The 16,419-nt window shown below is 67.1% G+C and carries 14 protein-coding genes; 6 read left to right on the top strand and 8 right to left on the bottom strand.

Annotated features, from left to right (window positions below; all coding sequences use genetic code 11):
- Positions 1-19: 19 nt before the first annotated feature.
- Entirely contained in the window at positions 20-1,678 is a 1,659-nt protein-coding gene (locus G7B69_RS14745) for a GMC family oxidoreductase (protein ID WP_166180642.1), read from the bottom strand.
- Between the two features lie 172 nt (positions 1,679-1,850).
- On the opposite strand from G7B69_RS14745, the gene G7B69_RS14740 reads away from it, so the two are divergent.
- The 6 genes from G7B69_RS14740 (at position 1,851) to G7B69_RS14715 (ending at position 7,313) form a co-directional block, all read left to right on the top strand.
- Positions 1,851-2,927, top strand: coding sequence for a hypothetical protein (locus tag G7B69_RS14740; protein ID WP_166180640.1), 1,077 nt, complete (start codon positions 1,851-1,853; stop codon positions 2,925-2,927).
- Positions 2,924-3,385: a DUF3237 domain-containing protein gene (locus tag G7B69_RS14735; protein WP_166180638.1), complete on the top strand. Its 462-nt coding sequence runs from the start codon at positions 2,924-2,926 to the stop codon at positions 3,383-3,385. Before G7B69_RS14740 ends, G7B69_RS14735 begins: the two co-directional genes overlap by 4 nt.
- A gap of 139 nt (positions 3,386-3,524) precedes the next feature.
- Positions 3,525-4,502 (top strand): hypothetical protein, encoded by a 978-nt coding sequence (locus G7B69_RS14730; protein ID WP_166180636.1) that lies wholly within the window; start codon positions 3,525-3,527, stop codon positions 4,500-4,502.
- A 35-nt stretch (positions 4,503-4,537) separates the two neighbouring features.
- On the top strand, positions 4,538-5,539 hold the full coding sequence (locus tag G7B69_RS14725; RefSeq protein WP_166180634.1) for a hypothetical protein: 1,002 nt from the start codon (positions 4,538-4,540) through the stop codon (positions 5,537-5,539).
- 89 nt (positions 5,540-5,628) lie between these two features.
- Positions 5,629-6,870, top strand: coding sequence for an MFS transporter (locus G7B69_RS14720; RefSeq protein WP_166180632.1), 1,242 nt, complete (start codon positions 5,629-5,631; stop codon positions 6,868-6,870).
- Positions 6,867-7,313 (top strand): nuclear transport factor 2 family protein, encoded by a 447-nt coding sequence (locus tag G7B69_RS14715; protein WP_166180630.1) that lies wholly within the window; start codon positions 6,867-6,869, stop codon positions 7,311-7,313. Before G7B69_RS14720 ends, G7B69_RS14715 begins: the two co-directional genes overlap by 4 nt.
- Here the strand turns inward: G7B69_RS14715 and mdlC are convergent.
- The 7 genes from mdlC to G7B69_RS14685 form a co-directional block, all read right to left on the bottom strand.
- Entirely contained in the window at positions 7,310-8,866 is a 1,557-nt protein-coding gene (mdlC, locus tag G7B69_RS14710) for a benzoylformate decarboxylase (protein WP_207786041.1), read from the bottom strand. The genes G7B69_RS14715 and mdlC overlap by 4 nt on opposite strands.
- Positions 8,866-10,488 (bottom strand): MFS transporter, encoded by a 1,623-nt coding sequence (locus G7B69_RS16730; RefSeq protein ID WP_207786040.1) that lies wholly within the window; start codon positions 10,486-10,488, stop codon positions 8,866-8,868. Before G7B69_RS16730 ends, mdlC begins: the two co-directional genes overlap by 1 nt.
- Before the next feature lie 45 nt (positions 10,489-10,533).
- The gene (locus G7B69_RS14705; RefSeq protein ID WP_166180626.1) at positions 10,534-11,388 is read right to left on the bottom strand and encodes an SDR family oxidoreductase; all 855 of its coding nucleotides are present in this window, start codon (positions 11,386-11,388) and stop codon (positions 10,534-10,536) included.
- Positions 11,389-11,412: 24 nt separating this feature from the next.
- Positions 11,413-12,468 (bottom strand): amidohydrolase family protein, encoded by a 1,056-nt coding sequence (locus G7B69_RS14700; RefSeq protein ID WP_166180624.1) that lies wholly within the window; start codon positions 12,466-12,468, stop codon positions 11,413-11,415.
- Between the two features lie 2 nt (positions 12,469-12,470).
- A complete protein-coding gene (locus tag G7B69_RS14695; protein WP_166180622.1) occupies positions 12,471-13,901 on the bottom strand; it encodes an NAD-dependent succinate-semialdehyde dehydrogenase in 1,431 nt (476 codons plus the stop codon).
- Between the two features lie 112 nt (positions 13,902-14,013).
- A complete protein-coding gene (locus G7B69_RS14690; RefSeq protein WP_166180620.1) occupies positions 14,014-14,793 on the bottom strand; it encodes a nuclear transport factor 2 family protein in 780 nt (259 codons plus the stop codon).
- A gap of 71 nt (positions 14,794-14,864) precedes the next feature.
- Positions 14,865-16,277 (bottom strand): MFS transporter, encoded by a 1,413-nt coding sequence (locus tag G7B69_RS14685; RefSeq protein WP_166180618.1) that lies wholly within the window; start codon positions 16,275-16,277, stop codon positions 14,865-14,867.
- Positions 16,278-16,419: the final 142 nt, after the last annotated feature.

The following is a 16,419-nucleotide window of genomic DNA, read 5'->3' as shown; positions in this document are numbered from 1 at the left end:
GTCTCGCGCGCTTGAAACGTCAAACCGCCACCGCTTCCTTCGCTTCCGCCAGCACCATCTCGGCGCCCTTCTCGGCGATCATGATCGTCGGGGCGTTGGTGTTGCCGCTGGTGATCTTGGGGAACACGCTGGCGTCGATCACCCGCAGGCCTTCGACCCCGCGGACCTTGAGGTCGGGCGTCACCGGATAGCGCTCGTCGCCCATCGCGACGGTGCCGACCGGGTGGTAGACGGTGCCGCTGGCGATCTTGGCGTATTCGAACATCTGTTGATCGTTGTCGCCGAACGGGTCGCCCTTGGCCGCCATGTATGGCTCGAGCGCCGGCTGCTGCCAGATGTTGCGGATGATCTTGAGCTGGGTGACCGCCATCTCCTGGTCGATCGGGTCGCTGAGGTAGTTCGGCACGATCTTCGGCGCGACCATGCCGTCGGGCGACCTGGCATGGATCGAGCCGCGCGATTCCGGGCGCAGCTGGCAGGGGTTGCTGGCGAGCCCCGGCTCCTTTTCGAGCTGCAGGGCCTGGGTGGTGGCGAGCACCTGAAGGTCCATCGACGCGGCCATCATGTGGATCTGCACGTCGGGATGCTCGAGCTCCTTGCGGCTCTTCACGAAGGCGCAGCCGTGGGCCACCGCCATGCTGAGGATGCCGGTCTTGCTGATGCCGTACTTGGCGATCTCCTTGATGAGATTCAGCCCGGTCGCGCGGTGGTTGATCGAGTGCCAGTCCTCCTTGAGGCGCGCCTGGCAGCCGATCATGACGTGGTCCTGCATGTTCTCGCCGACCATCTTGCTCTCGTGGATCACCGGCACGCCGAGCTCCTGCAGCAGCGCGCCCTGGCCGATCCCGCTGATCTCGAGCAGCTTGGGGCTTTCGACCGAGCCGGCGGCGAGGATCACTTCGCGCGCGACCATGACCTTGCGCTTCTCGCCGTTCTGCATGAACTCGATGCCCACGGCCTTCTTGCCCTCGAACAGGATCTTCGTGGTCATTGCCCGCAGCTCGACCTGCAGGTTGGGCCGGTTCATCGCCGGGTGCAGGTAGGCAACCGCGGCCGAGTGGCGCTTGCCGTTCTTGGCGGTCATCTGGAACCAGGTGCAGCCTTCCTGGTCGCCGTTGTTGAGGTCCTCGCGATAGGGAATGCCGGCTTCCTGGCAGGCCTCGATCAGCGCGGCGGAGACGAGGTGCTTTTCGGGGAAGTCGCACACGTTGAGCGGGCCGCCGACGCCGTGGGTGTCGATCGGCCCACGTTCCTGGTTCTGCGCCTTCTTGAAGTAAGGCAGGACCTCGTCCCAGCTCCATCCGCGCGCGCCCATCTGCGCCCAGTTGTCGTAGTCCGCAGACTGGCCGCGCACGTAGAGCAGGCCGTTGATCGAGCTCGAGCCGCCGAGCACCTTGCCCTTGGGCCACTTGTGCGCCCGGTTCCCGGTGCCGGCATCGACCTCGGTCTCGTAGAGCCAGTTGACCTTGGGATCGTTGAGCGTCTTGCCGAAGCCGATCGGGGTGTGGATCATCAGGTTCGACCAGATCTGGCTCGGCTCTTTCAGCGGCCGGTCGTCGCCGCCGGCTTCGAGCAGCACCACCTTGTGCTCGCCGCTCTCGGTCAGCCGCGCCGCCAGCACGCAGCCCGCGCTGCCCGCGCCGACGATCACGTAGTCCGCGTAAAGGTCCGCCGCCATTTTATGCTCCTCTCAGGGTGCGCTCGCGCAATTTTCGCGCGATTCGCTTGGCAGCCACGCTAGGGTTCGTGCCCCGCGCGGGCAATGGCCGAGACGCGCGGCACTTCGGCTGGTCAGGCAAGCCTTCGCCGCGTAAAAGCTCCCAAGACCGCACTGCCGTCGCTGAGGGCAAATGAACCGGCGTCACCTGGCTCTTCAAATCCTGATAACGGGCTCGGCTATCGTGCTGGCGCATGCTGCCGCCGCGAAATCGGCCTACACGCCGGGCAGGACCGCCTGGGGCGATCCCGACTTGCAGGGAACCTGGCCGATCGATCGCATCGCCGATGCCGGCATTCCGCTCGAACGGCCGGAACCTTTTGGCGACCGGCTGTTGCTCAACGACCAGGAATTCGCCGCACGGCTGGCCGCGGCCAGGAAGTCCGACGCCGGAGTGACCAGGGACGTGGTCGAGCAGGGCACCAGCGGGCTCGCCGAATGGTTGCAGTCGACACCCTTCGCCCGCCGCTCCTCCTTGCTCGTCGCCCCCGCCAACGGCCGCGTCCCGCCGCTGACGCCGCAAGCCGAGGTCCTCTATCGCGCAGGGCGGACGAGCTGGAAACCCGGGCAGCCGATCGACTGGGTGACCGACCTCGACAGCTACGACCGCTGCGTGTCGCGCGGCTTCCCCACCTCGATGCTGCCGTTTCCCTACAACGGCGGCATCCGCCTGTTCCAGTCGCCGGGGTTCGTGGTGCTGCAACTGGAAGTCCTCGGCACGCGGATCATCCCCGTCGGGCATGGTGAGCAGTGGCCGCAGGCGGTGCGCGGCTGGTTGGGGCAGAGCCGCGGCCGCTGGGAAGGCGATACGCTGGTGATCGAGACGACCAACCTGGTTGCCGGCGACAGCGCTGCGAACGATGTCGCCAAGCGCGCCGCCCCGCCGCTGCAGGGTCGCAAGAGCATCACGATTCCGGTGAGCGAGCAGGCGAGCGCGGTCGAGCGCCTGACGATGACCGGGCCGAACACGATCGCCTACCGGGTTACCTACACCGATCCGGAGGTATTCACCGCGCCTTTGACCATCGAGCTCGAATGGACTCGCAATGCCGGCTATCGCTTGTACGAGTTCGCTTGCCACGAAGGTAATCAGCAGGTGCGAAACATGATCGCGGCATCACGCGCGCAGCGAAAGTCGGGCCAAGCGGTCGCGGCAGCTGCCAGGCCGGAGGACGGACTGGGCAACTGGCCGGTACCGGCACGGCCATGATCAAGCCGGAGCTGGAATTCGTCTACGAAGCCGGCGGCGAGCTCGAAGCGCCGCGCGAGATCGGGCCGGTCTACGACGGCGCGCGGCGGATCATCGCGATCAAGAGCGGCGGCTACGTGAAGGGTCCGAAGATCAGCGGCCAGCTGATGGGCAACTCGGCCGACTGGCAGCTCACTCGGCCCGACGGGGTGACAGTGGCCGACGCGATCTACGCGATCGAGACCGACGACGGCGCGCTGATCCAGATCCGCAACAAGGGCCTCCGCCACGGCCCGGCAGAAGTCATGGACCGGCTGCGCCGCGGCGAGGACGTCGATCCGTCCGAATACTACTTCCGCACCGTGCCCGAGTTCATCGCCCCCGACGGCCCCTACGACTGGCTCAACAAGTCGATCTTCGTCTGCGCCGGGGCCCGCTATGCCAGCAGCATCAAGCTGTGGGTCTGGCGAGTGATGTGAGCCGGCGCTAATAGGCGAGCGAATGCACTGCCGGGGGGCTTTCGTGCGCGGTCGACTTATCGCAACCTTCGCTTTGGCCGCCGCGCTGGCGCTGGCGGGCTCGGCAACCGGGCACGAGGGGCCGAGAGATGATAGGGCTGTGCCGGCCGTCCCGCATTCCTACGCTCCGAAACGCACGCCATGGGGCGATCCCGACTTTCGCGCCACCTGGTCGGGCGACAACCTCGCTTACGTCGGAGTCGAGCTGGAGCGGGACGCCAAGCAAGGAGACCGCCTGTGGCTGAGCGACGAGGGGTTCGCCAAGCGTGTCGCGGAGGCGGAGAAGTCGGATGCCGACAAGACCGACTTTGACGCCCACCTGATGCCCGACAACACCATCGGCCTCGCCGCATGGCTGCGGACGTCGTCGTTTGGGCGGCGAACCTCGCTCATCGTCAGTCCGGCGAACGGGCGCCTGCCGCCACTGACGCCGCGCGCCGAGGAACTGTTCAAAGCCGGCCGCACCAGCTGGAACAGGGGCCAGCCGATCGACTGGGTGTCCGACCTCGACGCGGTCGATCGCTGCATCACCCGCGGCTTTCCAGCCGCGATGATGCCGACCGACCGGGATAGCGACAACGGTATCCGCATCTTCCAGGCGCCCGGCTTCGTCGCGTTCCAGCTGGAAATGGAGGGCCTGCGGGTCATTCCGATCGGCCGGGGCGCCGCCTGGCCGTCAGCGGTGCGCGGCTGGCTGGGGCGGAGCCGCGGCCATTGGGAAGGCGGCACGCTGGTGATCGAGACTGCCAACATCCATCCTGGCGACAGCGCCAGCGGCGACCGGTGGCAACGCGGCGCGAGCCCGTCGAGCGCGAACTCGACGATTCCGACCGGCGACAGGGCGAGCACGGTTGAACGGCTGACGATGACCGGTCCCGGCACGATGGTTTACCAGGTGACTTACACCGACCCCGACGTGTTCACCACGCCATGGACAGCCCAGGTCGAGTGGGTGCGGGACGACAAGTACCATATCTACGAATTCGCCTGTCACGAAGGAAACGTGCAGGTCCGAACCATGATCAACGCTTCGCGCGCGCAACGGAAGAAGGATGCGGCCACGGCGGCGTCCAAGTGAAGTCGTTCCGTCAATCGGTGGAGGCCCTTGCTTTCATGCTGCTCCTCGCCGCGGCGCTTACGCTTGGCGAGGCGAGTGCGCACGCCAAGCGGGCCGCGTACGTTCCCAGGCTGACGCAATGGGGAGACCCGGACTTTCGCGCGACCTGGACGACCGATCGGATTGCCGAGGCGGGAATTCCGCTCGAGCGGCCGGTCGCGCAGGGGGATCGCGCGTGGCTGACGAACGAGGAGTTCGCCAAGAGACTGGACGCGGCGAAGAAGTCGGACGCCGGCTACCAGGAGGACGTCGACGCCAACGGCACCGTCAGCCTGGCGCAGTGGGTGCAATCGGCGACGTTCGCGCACCGGACGTCGCTGATCGTCAGCCCGGCGAACGGCCGCCTGCCGCCGATGACGGTGCAAGGCGAAGCGCTGTTCAAGGCCGGGCGCAACAGCTGGCTCGACAAGCAGCCGATCGACTGGGTGGCCGACCTCGACAGCTACGACCGCTGCGTCGCGCGCGGAGTGGATTCGGCGATCCTTCCGTGGCCGAACAACAACGGCGTGCGCATATTTCAGTCGCCGGGTTTCGTTGCCCTCCAGCTCGAGGTCTTCGGCGCGCGCATCGTGCCCATCGGCCGCGGCGATCGTCCCATGCCGCGCAGCTGGCGTGGCGCGAGCTCAGGCCACTGGGAAGGCAATACGCTGGTGATCGAGACCAACCAGATCGTTGCCGGCGACAGCGTCAGCGGCGACCACCTGAAGCGTTCAAGCTCACCGATCACCGGACGGGGGCATGGTACGGTGCCGATCGGCCCCCGGGCGCACACCACCGAGCGGCTGACGATGACCGGCCCGGGCTCGCTGACCTACCAGGTCACCTACAGCGACCCCGATGTGTTCACCGCGCCTTGGACCGCCGAGGTCGAATGGCTTCGCGACGATACCTATCGGATATACGAATACGCCTGCCACGAAGGCAACGGCGTGCGCGAGTGGATCACCGCCTCGCGGGCCCAGCGGCGGAATGACGCGCGAAGCCAGGTCCGCCGGTAGCCGACGCTCATTGACTCCATGCACACAGGGCATCTTGCCTCGCGACCTTTGACCCGCCACCCTGCGCCGGCGGGAGCGAGGGGAGAGCGATGACGGCAGGACGATCGACACGCGCGTACCAGGTGCTGCTGGTGACGCTGTTGTGCCTCAACTTCGGCATCCTGTTCTTCGACCGCAACGCGCTCAACTTCCTGATGCCGTTCATTCAGCCGGACCTCGGGCTGAGCTATACGGAGGTCGGCCTGCTCGGTTCGGCGCTGTCGTTCACCTGGGCGCTGGCGGCGATCTTCGTCGGCTGGCTGTCGGACAAGGTGGCGCGGCGCAAGGTGATCATCGTCGTCTCGACGCTGGTGTTCTCGCTGTGCTCGGTGGCGTCGGGCTTGGCGACCGGGTTCCTGATGCTGCTCGGCGCGCGGCTGCTGATGGGCCTCAGCGAAGGCGGGGTGATGCCGATCAGCCATGCGATGGTCGCCGCCGAGGTCACGCCCGAGCGGCGCGGGGTCGCAATGGGCATTGCCCAGAACCTCGGTTCGAGCCTGCTCGGCTCGACCGTCGCGCCGCTGGTGCTGACGCCGATCGCGCTTGCCTGGGGCTGGCGCAGCGGATTCTTCCTCGCCGCCGTGCCGGGGCTGATCTCGTGCGGGTTGGTCGCGCTGTTCGTGATCGAGCGGCCGCTGCCCAAGCCCGAGGTGCGCAATGCGGGCGACCGTGCGCCGCTGCTCGAAACGCTCGCGAACCGCAATGTGATCGCCTGCGCGGTGATGGCGGTGCTGCTGGTCAGCTACCTGGTGGTGACCTGGGCGTTCATGCCGCTGATCCTCGTCCAGCTGCGCGGCTACGATCCGGACACCGCGGCGTGGCTGATGGCGGTGCTCGGCGTGTCCTCTGCGATCGCGGCGTTCCTGGTGCCGGGCATCTCCGACTACGTGGGGCGGCGGCCGGTGATGGCCGTTTCCACTTTCGTGGGCGTGCTGCTGCCGCTTGGGGTGATGACCTTCCACGGCTCGGCGCTGACGATGGGGACGATCTTCTTCGTCGGCTGGCTGTTCAACGGCATCTTCCCGATGTTCATGGCCACCGTGCCGACCGAGTCCGTCAGCCCGCGGCAGGCGGCGACGGCGATCGGGATCGTCATGGGCCTGGGCGAGATCCTCGGCGGGGTGCTGTCGCCCTCGCTCGCCGGCAAGCTCTCCGATATCTATGGCCTGCAGGCGCCGCTGTGGCTGCTGATGGGTCTCGCCCTGTTCGGCGGCCTGACCGCGCTGTTCCTGCGCGAGACCGCGCCCCGCGTCGTCGCCCGGCGCGCCGCTTTGCAAGGAGTTCCCGCATGACCCGTCCCCCGGTCGAAGACGAGCTGGCGATCCGCGAGCTTTACGCGCGTTACTGCTGGGCGCTCGATACCGGCGACACCGACGGCTATTGCGCGCTGTTCACCGAGGACGCCGAAGCGACCGAGGAAACCGCGAGCGGCGAGCTCGAGGTACGCAAGGGGCGCGAGGAGATTCGCAAGCTGGTGCTCAAGTTCCACGAGCGGCCAGACTTTCCCGGCCACCAGCACCAGATGGCGCAACTGGTGTTCGAAGCCGACGGACCGGATCGCTGGATCGTCCGCAGCTATGCCTGGGCGACGATCAACCGCCCGCCCGCGCATCCCTACCTCCACTGGTGCGGCCACATTCGCGACGTGGTCGCCAGGGAAGGCGGCCAGTGGAAGATCGCCGCCAAGGCGATCATGGGCTGGAGCGGCGAGGTGCTGGCGCGCTTCGAGGGCTAGTGCTTGTGGACCGCGTACTCGATCCTCAGGTCGAGCAGGGTCGGGCCCTTCGCCGCGAAGCTCCACGCTAGCGCTTCGTCGAGCTCCTCGACGGAATCGACGCGCTTTGCCGTGACCCCGTGCCCCTCGGCGAGCTTGACGAATTCCAGCCCCGACAAGTCGCAGCCCGGCACGTGGTTCATCCCAAACTCGGAGGAGAATCCGGTTAGCGCGGCATAGGCGGCGTTGTTGAGGATCAGGAAGCTGACATCAGCGTTCTCGGCGACCGCCGAGAACAGGCCCTGGATGGTGTACATCGCCGCGCCGTCGCCGAGCACGGCGATCACCTTGTCGTTCTGGCCGAGCGCTACTCCTACCGCGGCCGGGAGCGAGTAACCGAGGCCGCCGCTGGCGCAGGTGTAGAACCCGCCCTCGCGGACGATCGGCATGACCTCGTGCTCAGGGCCCCGCGCCGTGGGGGCTTCCTCGACGGTCACAGCGTTTGCGGGCCGGAGCGCGGCCACGCGCTTGAGGACGTAGGCCGCGGTCATCGCCGGCTCGGGATCGGCGAAAGTGCGCGACTTGCCGGTGTAGGCGCGGTTGTTGGCCCGCTCGCACAGCAGCGCGAGGCCTTCGGCGACATTGCCGAGCACGCCCCCGCCGCCGGGCAGCGCGGCGAGGTGCTGCGGATCGTCGCTGAGGACCATCAGCTTGGCATGCTCGGGAAAGTGTGGTCCGCTGCCCTCGACGTGCCAGGTGAACACCGGCGCCCCGGCGACGAGGATCGCGTCGTACGGAGCCAACAGGCCGCGCAGCTGGTCGCGCCAGGCCGGGAGGAAGCCGGCGAACTGCGGGTGGTCTTCGGGAAACGTCTCGCGCGCGGCGTAAGGCGCGGCCCACACCGCGCAGCCGGCCTTTTCGGCCAGCCGGATCGCACACTCCCAGCCGCCGGAATTGGCGACGCCGGTGCCGATCACCAGCGCAGGCCGTTCGGCCCCGTCGAGCAACGCGGCAAGCCGCTCGATGCCGGTTGCGGAGGGCACGGTCTCCAGCGTCAGCTCGGGCAGCGCGGGCATCTCGCATTCGCGGTCCCAGTCGTCGACGGGGATCGAGACGTAGCAAGGCCCCATCGGCGGAGTCAGCGCGGTGACGAAGGCCCGGATCAGCGCCAGCGGCACGTCCTCGGCGCGTGCCGGCTCGATCGAGTATTTCACGTACGGTCGCGGAAATTCGGCGGCACGCTCGTTGTAGAGGAACGGGTCGAACGGCAGGATCGAGCGCGCCTGCTGGCCGGCGGTGACCACTACCGGGGCGCAGTTGCGGAAGGCTGTGAACAGGTTCCCGAGCGAATGCCCGGTGCCCGCCGCGCTATGCAGGTTGACCAGCGCCGGCTTGCCCGAAGCGCGCGAGTAGCCGTCGGCCATCGCCACCACCACCGCCTCGTTGAGCCCCATGACGTAGGGCACGGGGAGCGCGCGAAGCATCGGGATCTCGGTGCTGCCCGGATTGCCGAACAGTTTGTCGACGCCGAAATGCTCGAACACGGCAAAGGCGGCTTCACGGACGGTGGGCACTAGATCGGTTCTCCTCCGGCGCGGGCGCGGTCGAGCACGGTCGTCTCGTCGCGGTTGACCCGCCACAGGACGATGAACAGGCAGGCGAGGATCGGCAGCCACACGACGTTGATCGAGATGATCGCCTGGGCCAGGTCGCCGCCGTTGCGGTCGGAGACGATGCCGACGAAGTACGGCCCCATGCCGAGCCCGAGCAGGGTGGTGATGATGATGAAGATCGAGCTGGTCACCCCGCGCATCCGCGGCAACACGAGATCGTAGAGCAGCGAATAGAGCGGCGGCAGCCACAGCGTCAGGATCAGACTGAACACGCTGAAGCGCAGGTAGAAGCTCGTCAGGTCCTGCGCGCTGTAGGTCCATATGCCGAACAGCGGCGAGATACCGAGCGAGAAGATCGTCAGCCACACCCGGCCGCGGCCGCCCATGCGTGCCGTCAGCCAGTCCGACAGCGGCCCCGCCACGATCGGCCCGACCATCGCCAGTCCGGCAGAGAGCAGGCCGAACTGCAGGCCGGTCTGCGCCTGCGAGAGCCCGAAGGAGCGGTTGAGCAGCGAGGGCGTGAAGCCCATCACCCCGTAGTTGATCGAGGTCTGCAGCCCGGCGACGACAATCAGCAGGATCACCGAAGGAGACGCGATGACGTTGTAGCTCGCCCGGTCGGTCAGCCGCAGCGACTGGAACATGTTGAGGATCACGAACGCGCCGAAGCCGACCACCGACCATTGCAGCACATGCGGGTCGATTTTCGCGCCGAGCACGTCCGTCGGCGGACGTGGGGAAAACGCCTGGGTGAGCTGGGTCATGATCCAGCAGAACAGAGCGATGGCCGCGAGGCCGATCAGGTTGATCGCCCACTGCCGTGGCGGCGCCTTGCGGCTCCACAGCGAGACCCAGTTGATCCCCGGCGTGACCGAGGCGAGCACCGCGCCGCTGGCCCTGAACGGGTGCGGATCTTCGGGCGAGCGAATGCCGTCGACCCCGCCGCGGACCGGCTCGGGCAGGCGCGAAATGAGCCAGGCGAGCAGCAGTCCGGGCAACGCGGCGACGAGGAAAGCGAACTGCCAGCCGGAGAAGCCGGCCGCGCCTTGTGGGAAACGTGCGTCGAACCAGCCCGCGACCACTCCGCCGAGCGTCATCGACAGCCCGAGCCCGAGCGCGGTGGCGATGCCCATCGATGCCATCGCCGTGCCGCGCCTGGAGCGGGGGAAAGTGTCGAAGATGATCGAGTTAGCCGAAGGCTGCGCAGCCGCCTCGCCGATGCCGACGCCGAGGCGCGAAATCGCCAGCAGCGTGAAGCCGCCGGCGAAAGCCGATAGACCGGCGAAGATCGACCAGGCGAAGATGCAGATCGAAAGCAGTCGCGTGCGGATCCAGCCGTCGACCAGCCGCCCGAGCGGCAGGGAGAACAGAGCGTAGAACAGCGAGAAAACGGTGCCGTAGAGCAGGCCGAGCTCGGAATCGCCGATGTGCAGGTCGGCCTTGATCGACGGCGCGAGGATCGAAAGGATCTGCCGGTCGAGGAGGCTCAGGCCCTGCGCCGAGGCGACCAGCGTGAGCGCGTACCATCCGGCGCGGCTGACGCGGTCCGATTGCGGCGGCGCTTGCTCGGCGATCGTAGCCATTGTCTCTCCCTCTCCCAAGGACCTCCCCGGGCGGGGAGGATTGGATCATCCCAACGCCTGCCTGATGCTCTCGCCGATGGGCGTCGTCGGCCGTCCCGAAAGACGGCTCAGCTGGCGCTCATCGTTGTACAGCTCGCCGTGGCCGGCGAGGTAACTCGTGCTCGCCAGCATCGCCGCGATCGGCGGCGGCAGGCCCGCGCCTTCGAGCGTCTTGGCGAAGTCGGCTTCGCTCTGGTTGACGTACTTCACCGGCTTTCCCGAGTGCTTGCTGACCTCGGCGGCGAAGTCGTCCATCGTCCAGCTCTGGTCGCCCGCGAGCTCGTAGATGTCACCGCCCTGGCCGTTCACCAGCGCGGCCGCGGCTCCGGCGGCGAGATCGGCGCGGCTCGCGGTTGAGAAGCGGCCGTTACCGGCGGCGCCGTAGATCGCCCCCTGCTCGATCGCCGGGGCGAGGCCGCCGACGTAGTTGTCGGAGTACCACGGCATCCGCAGCACGTCGTGGTTGATCCCGGCCTTCTCGAGAATTTCCTCGGTCTCCTTGTGCTCCGGCGCGAGCGCCAGCCTGGAGTTCCGGGCGTTGAGAATCGAGGTGTAGGCAAGATAGCTCACGCCGTTCTTCTTCGCCGCCTCGATCACGTTACCGTGTTGCCGGCCGCGCTGGCCGACGGCGTTGCCGCTGATCAGCAGTACCCGGTCGACTCCCTTGAGCGCCGCGTCGAGGCTCGCCGGATCGTCGTAGTCGGCCTGGCGGACCTGCACGCCCTTCATCGCGTAGTCGGACAGCGCCGCCGGGTCGCGCGCCAGGGCCACGATATCGCCGGGCGAAACCTTCTCCAGCATCTCGTCGAGCACCAGCCGGCCGAGCTTGCCCGTCGCGCCGGTCACCGCATAGGTCGTCATCGTCTCTCTCCCTTGGGAATCGCCTTACAGCTTGAACCAGCGCTCGGCGTTTGTCTGGAAAAACTTCTTCTTTTGCTCGAACGGGATCTCGAGATCGTCCATCCAGCGGACCTCGTCGGGCACGTATTGGTAGGGATAGTCCATCGCGTACATCACGCGGTCCTCGCCCATGACCTCGATCATCGTCTTGATCGCCGGGCCGAACGGCAGGCCGCTGTTGGTCGCGAGCACGTTGTTGCGGAAGTAATGGAACAGGTCGTGCTGCAGCGGCTTGAGGCGCGGGTAACGTCCGCTCCGGAGGCCCGCCTTGTGCATGTAGTCGAGCCGGTAGAGCATGTGCGGCAGCCCCTCGCAGCCGTGTCCGAGCATCAGCTGAAGGTTTGGATAGCGGTCGAACACGCCGGTCGTGAGCAGGCGCATCGCGTGATAGCTGACCTCGACCGCGAAACCGAAGATCGCCCCGTCGAGCCCGACGCCGACCATGTCGCCGATCATGTCGTCGGGCAGGCCCTGCGGGTGGATGTATAGCGGCAGGTCGAGATCGGCGCAGGCGCGCAGGATCGGGTCGAACTGCGGCTCGTCGAGATAGTGACCGTGAGTGTGACTGTTGATCTGCACGCCGTGGAAGCCGAGCTCTTCCTTCGCGCGGCGCAGCTCGCCCGCCGACCATTCGGGGTCGATCGGGGCGACCGCGGCCATGCCGTAAAAGCGGTCGGGATATTTTTCGCACGCGGCCTTGAGCTGGTCGTTGCCGTCGCGGGCGATCTCGCGCGCTTCTTCGACGTCGAACAGCGTTTGCGTGCCCGGGCTGGTCATCGCCAGCACCGCCTTGTCGATGCCGGTGTCGTCCATCGCCTGGATGCGCAGTTCGCCGAGGTCGAGCAGGCGCTCGCGGATGAACGTCGTCCGTTCGCTTGGGGACGTGCCGTAGAAGCCCCACAGGCTTTGGGTCCCCTTGTCGGCGCGGCCTTCCTTGATCAGCCGCATGATCGCGTCGAACTGCTGCTGGGTGGCAAACGCTTCTTCCGTGGCGATGCGCAGGTAGCCGCGGTCACCGCCGGTCTTGAGTTCGTGGGTCATCGTCATCCTTCGTGAACTGCTTTTGTCACCATGCATGCGAGCACGCCTTCGGGCCCGTCCTCGCTGCCGTGGCCCGACCACTTGACGCCGCCGAACGGGCTGTCGGCGCCGCCGATCATGTGGCTGTTGATGCCGACCATGCCGGTCTCGATCGCATCGGCGAGGCGCCGCTGGCGCTTGACGTCGTTGGTCCAGGCATAGCCCGCCAGGCCGTAGGGCACGCGGTTGGCCTCGGCGATCATCTCGTCCTCGCCCTTGTAGGGGTTGATCAGCGCGACCGGGCCGAACGGCTCTTCGTGCATGATGTCGGCCTCGAGCGGCACTTCGCTGAGCACCGTCGGCTGGAAGAAGAAGCCCTGGTTGCCGATGCGGCTCCCGCCCGCATTGAGCGTCGCGTCCTTGTCCCTGGCGTTGCCGATCAGCCGGTCCATCGCCTCGGGGCGGCGCTTGTTGGCCATCGGGCCCATCTGCGTGCCATCGAGAAGGCCGTCCCCGACCTTCACCGCCTTGGCGCGCTCGGCGAAGCCGTCGCGGAAGCGCTCGAACACATCTTCCTGGACGATGAAGCGCGTGGGGCTGACGCAGACCTGGCCGGCGTTGCGGTACTTCCCCGCCACGGCGACGTTCAGGACCTGCTCGACGTCGACGTCGTCGAACACCAGAACCGGGCCGTGGCCGCCCAGCTCCATCGTGGTGCGCAGCATGTTGTCGGCGGCGAGCTTGGCGAGGTGCTTGCCGACCACGGTGCTGCCGGTGAAGCTCAACTTGCGGATCACTGGGCTTGCCAGCAGGTGGCGGCTGACCTCGTCGGGCACGCCGAAGACCGCCTGGGCGACCTGCTTCGGAAGCCCGGCGTCGAGCAGGGCCTGGAGCACCCCAAGCGCGCTCGCCGGGGTTTCCTCGGCGGCCTTCATGATGACCGAGCAGCCCGCGGCGATCGGCGCGCCGAGCTTGCGCCCCGGGTTGCCGAGCGGGAAGTTCCACGGCGCGAAGGCGGCCACCGGGCCGACAGGCTCGTGGCGCACCGTCGAGCGCATGCCGACCGGGCGGACGAGCTCACGGCCGTAGAGGCGGAAGACCTCGCCGGCGTAGAACTCGAACAGGTGCACCACCATCATCAGCTCGAGCCGCGCCTCGGGGAACGGCTTGCCTTCTTCCATGGTGGCGATGCGGGCCATGTCGTCGGCGCGTTCGTGGAGCAGCCGCGCGGCGCCCTGCAGCACGGCCGAGCGTTCCTGCGGGGTCGACTTGTGCCAGATCCTGAAGCCCTCGGCCGCGACTTCGAGCGCGCGGTCGAGATCGGCGGCCTCGGCCAGCGGCAGCGCGCCGATCGCCTCGCCGGTGACCGGGTTGACCACGTCGAAGGTCCGCCGGCCGCCGCCGGAGACCTTCTCGCCGTCGATGATCATGTGCAGGGAGGGGTAGCTTGTCATCGTTGAACTTTCTTCGTCGCCCCCGCGGAACCGGGAGGCCCGCTTGATCGCGAGTTGGTCAAAAAGGGAGGCGTCATCCCGGATCAAGTCCGGGATGACGAGGTAAAGACGCTTACCCCGTCACCGCCGCCGCGGCTTCGGCCTTGTTGCGCGCGGCTCGCTCTTCGTCGCGCTTCCTGTCGCCTTCCCAGCGCTGGGCGACCATCTCCTCGCCGGTGATCGGGTGCTTCATATGGAACGGCAGCAGCTTGTGCGTCGGCCATAGCCAGTGATCTTCGATCAGCTCGTCGGGCCCGGCCGGGTCGCTCGGGTAGGTCGTGCGAATGAACGGGGTGTACTCGGGATCGGTGTAAGCCCATCCCTTGTCGAAATCGGCGTGCCAGTGCGGAAAGTAGTTGAGCACGTGGATGCGCCACTTACCGTCGGCGCCCTTCTTGTAGGTGTTCTCGTAAAGGCCGCCTTCCCACCACTGGCGCACGCCGAGACCGGCGGCCTCGTCGGTGTAGTCCTTGTGGCGGCCGGCCTGCATCGTCGAGCGGGCGCGCATCTTGGCGGTGACGCCGTCGGGCTCGATGTCGACGATGTCCTGCAGTTGCGGGTGGTCGAGCAGGAAGCCGTCGACGGGGCCGTTGTTGTCATGCGTGAAGCGCTTGCGGAAGCGCTCGCAATACAGCCGCCGGGCGCCTTCCTTGCCCTTCCACACGCCGCCGAAGAAGCGCACTTCGCAGTCATCGGTGAACAGCTCGATCACCTGGTCGTACATGCATTTGTCGATCAGGTAACCATAGAGGAACTGCAGCTTGCGCACGTCGAGCTCGTCCTCGCGCCGCTGCAGGCGCTTGTCCATCGCCTCGAGCTTCGCTTCGAGCGCGGCGAGCTTGTCTTCGGACATCACGACTCTCCCAAATTTTGTAAGTGTTGCTGACGATTTGGGAGATATCGCCTGCTGCTGTCAACGGGAGATCAGAGGCCGAGCTTCTCCAGCCGCTCGACTTCCTCGCGATAGGGCCGAATGCCACGGAACATGAAGAAGGTGGCAGTGGGCAAGAAGATGACGGCGGTGATCAGGATTGCCTTCCACACCTGGCTCTCGTCGACGACGATGTAAGTGCTGACCCAGCCGATGACGAAGCTGCCCATCGCCCCGAAGAAGGTGAACATGAACAGGTAGAGCGCGCTCACCTGCCCACGCTTTTCGTTCGGCGCGATGCGCTGGATCGCCGCATTCTGAGCCGGCGCCCCGGCAAGGCCGAAGAAGGTGCCCAGCGCCATCGCCCCGATAGCCAGCTCGCCGGTCGGCATCAGCGGGGCGGATATCGTCGTCACCGTGGTGCAGGCGAAGATGATCGCCGTCGCGCGGATGTTGGCGTCCTTGTAGCGCTTGCCCATCCAGGTCACGAAGAGCCCGCCGACGAAGATGCCGGCGAGCATCGAGACCAGCAGCAGAGTGCCGAGCAGGCCGCCGATCTCCGCCTCGTTCCAGCCATAGGTGCGGGCGATGAACGGCACGCGCCACGCCGGCAGCCCCTGGCTCTCGACGGCCGACAGGGCGAGCGCGGCGAACAGCGGCACGAACACCTGCTTGCGCTGCCAGATCGCTACTGCCGCGTCCCAACCCATGAACGCCGCGACCTTGCGTCCGAAACCCGTGTCCTCGGCCACCAGCTTGTGCGCCCCTGCGGGGCTGCGCCGCGGCGGCTCGCGGACCAGGAGGAGGATGCCGCCGGCGACAAGACCGAGCGAGCCGATGATCACCAGCACCAGCTGCCAGTTGAATGCCGGAATCCCGAGTATCGAGATTGTCTCCGGCATGGTCGCCGTCCACGCGATCATCTGCCCGCCGATGATGTTGCCGAGCGAACTGCCGCCGATATAGCCGAGTTGGAGGAGGGCGAAGACGAGCGGGATGCGCATCGGCCGGAAGGCATCGACCAGGAGGGAGTACGAGCCGGGGCCGTTGGCCGAGCTCGATGCCCCGACGAACAGCCGCGTGCCGATCAGCTGGCCGAAATTCTGCGCGATGCCGCCGAGCGCCATGATCAGGCCCAGCACGGCGATGCCCGCCGCCAGGACATACTTGCGGGCGTAGATGTCGACCAGCCGGGCGAGCGGGATGCCGACGATCACGTAGGCGATCACGCTGGCCGGTCCGAGCAGGAAGCCGAGCGTCGAATCCGAGATGCCGAAGCTGCCCTTGATCCGTTCGGCCAGCATGGCGAACACCGTCTGGTCGAAGAACGTCACGAAAGTCGCGAAGACGATTGCGGCCAGCGCGAACCAGCCGGCGCCCTCGGGGGGCCACGGCTGCGCGCTCGATCCGGGCTGCGCATTCTGGGCCTCGACCACCATTTCGGTGGCGGTGGGCGCGATAGCCATTCACTCTCTCCCTTGGGGCCCGTCTGGCGCGGGCCTTTCGTGAATCTGCTTGCGGCGGTTTGTAAGTGGCGAATAGACAAAGGCGAAGCGAAAAGTTGTCGCCAGTTGTGGCGTGCGAACGCGCCTCGGGGAGAGAGAATCA

It is taken from the genome of Croceibacterium segetis, from assembly GCF_011320115.1.
Lineage (GTDB): Bacteria > Pseudomonadota > Alphaproteobacteria > Sphingomonadales > Sphingomonadaceae > Croceibacterium_B > Croceibacterium_B segetis.
This window is presented reverse-complemented; position numbering and strand designations above follow the sequence as displayed.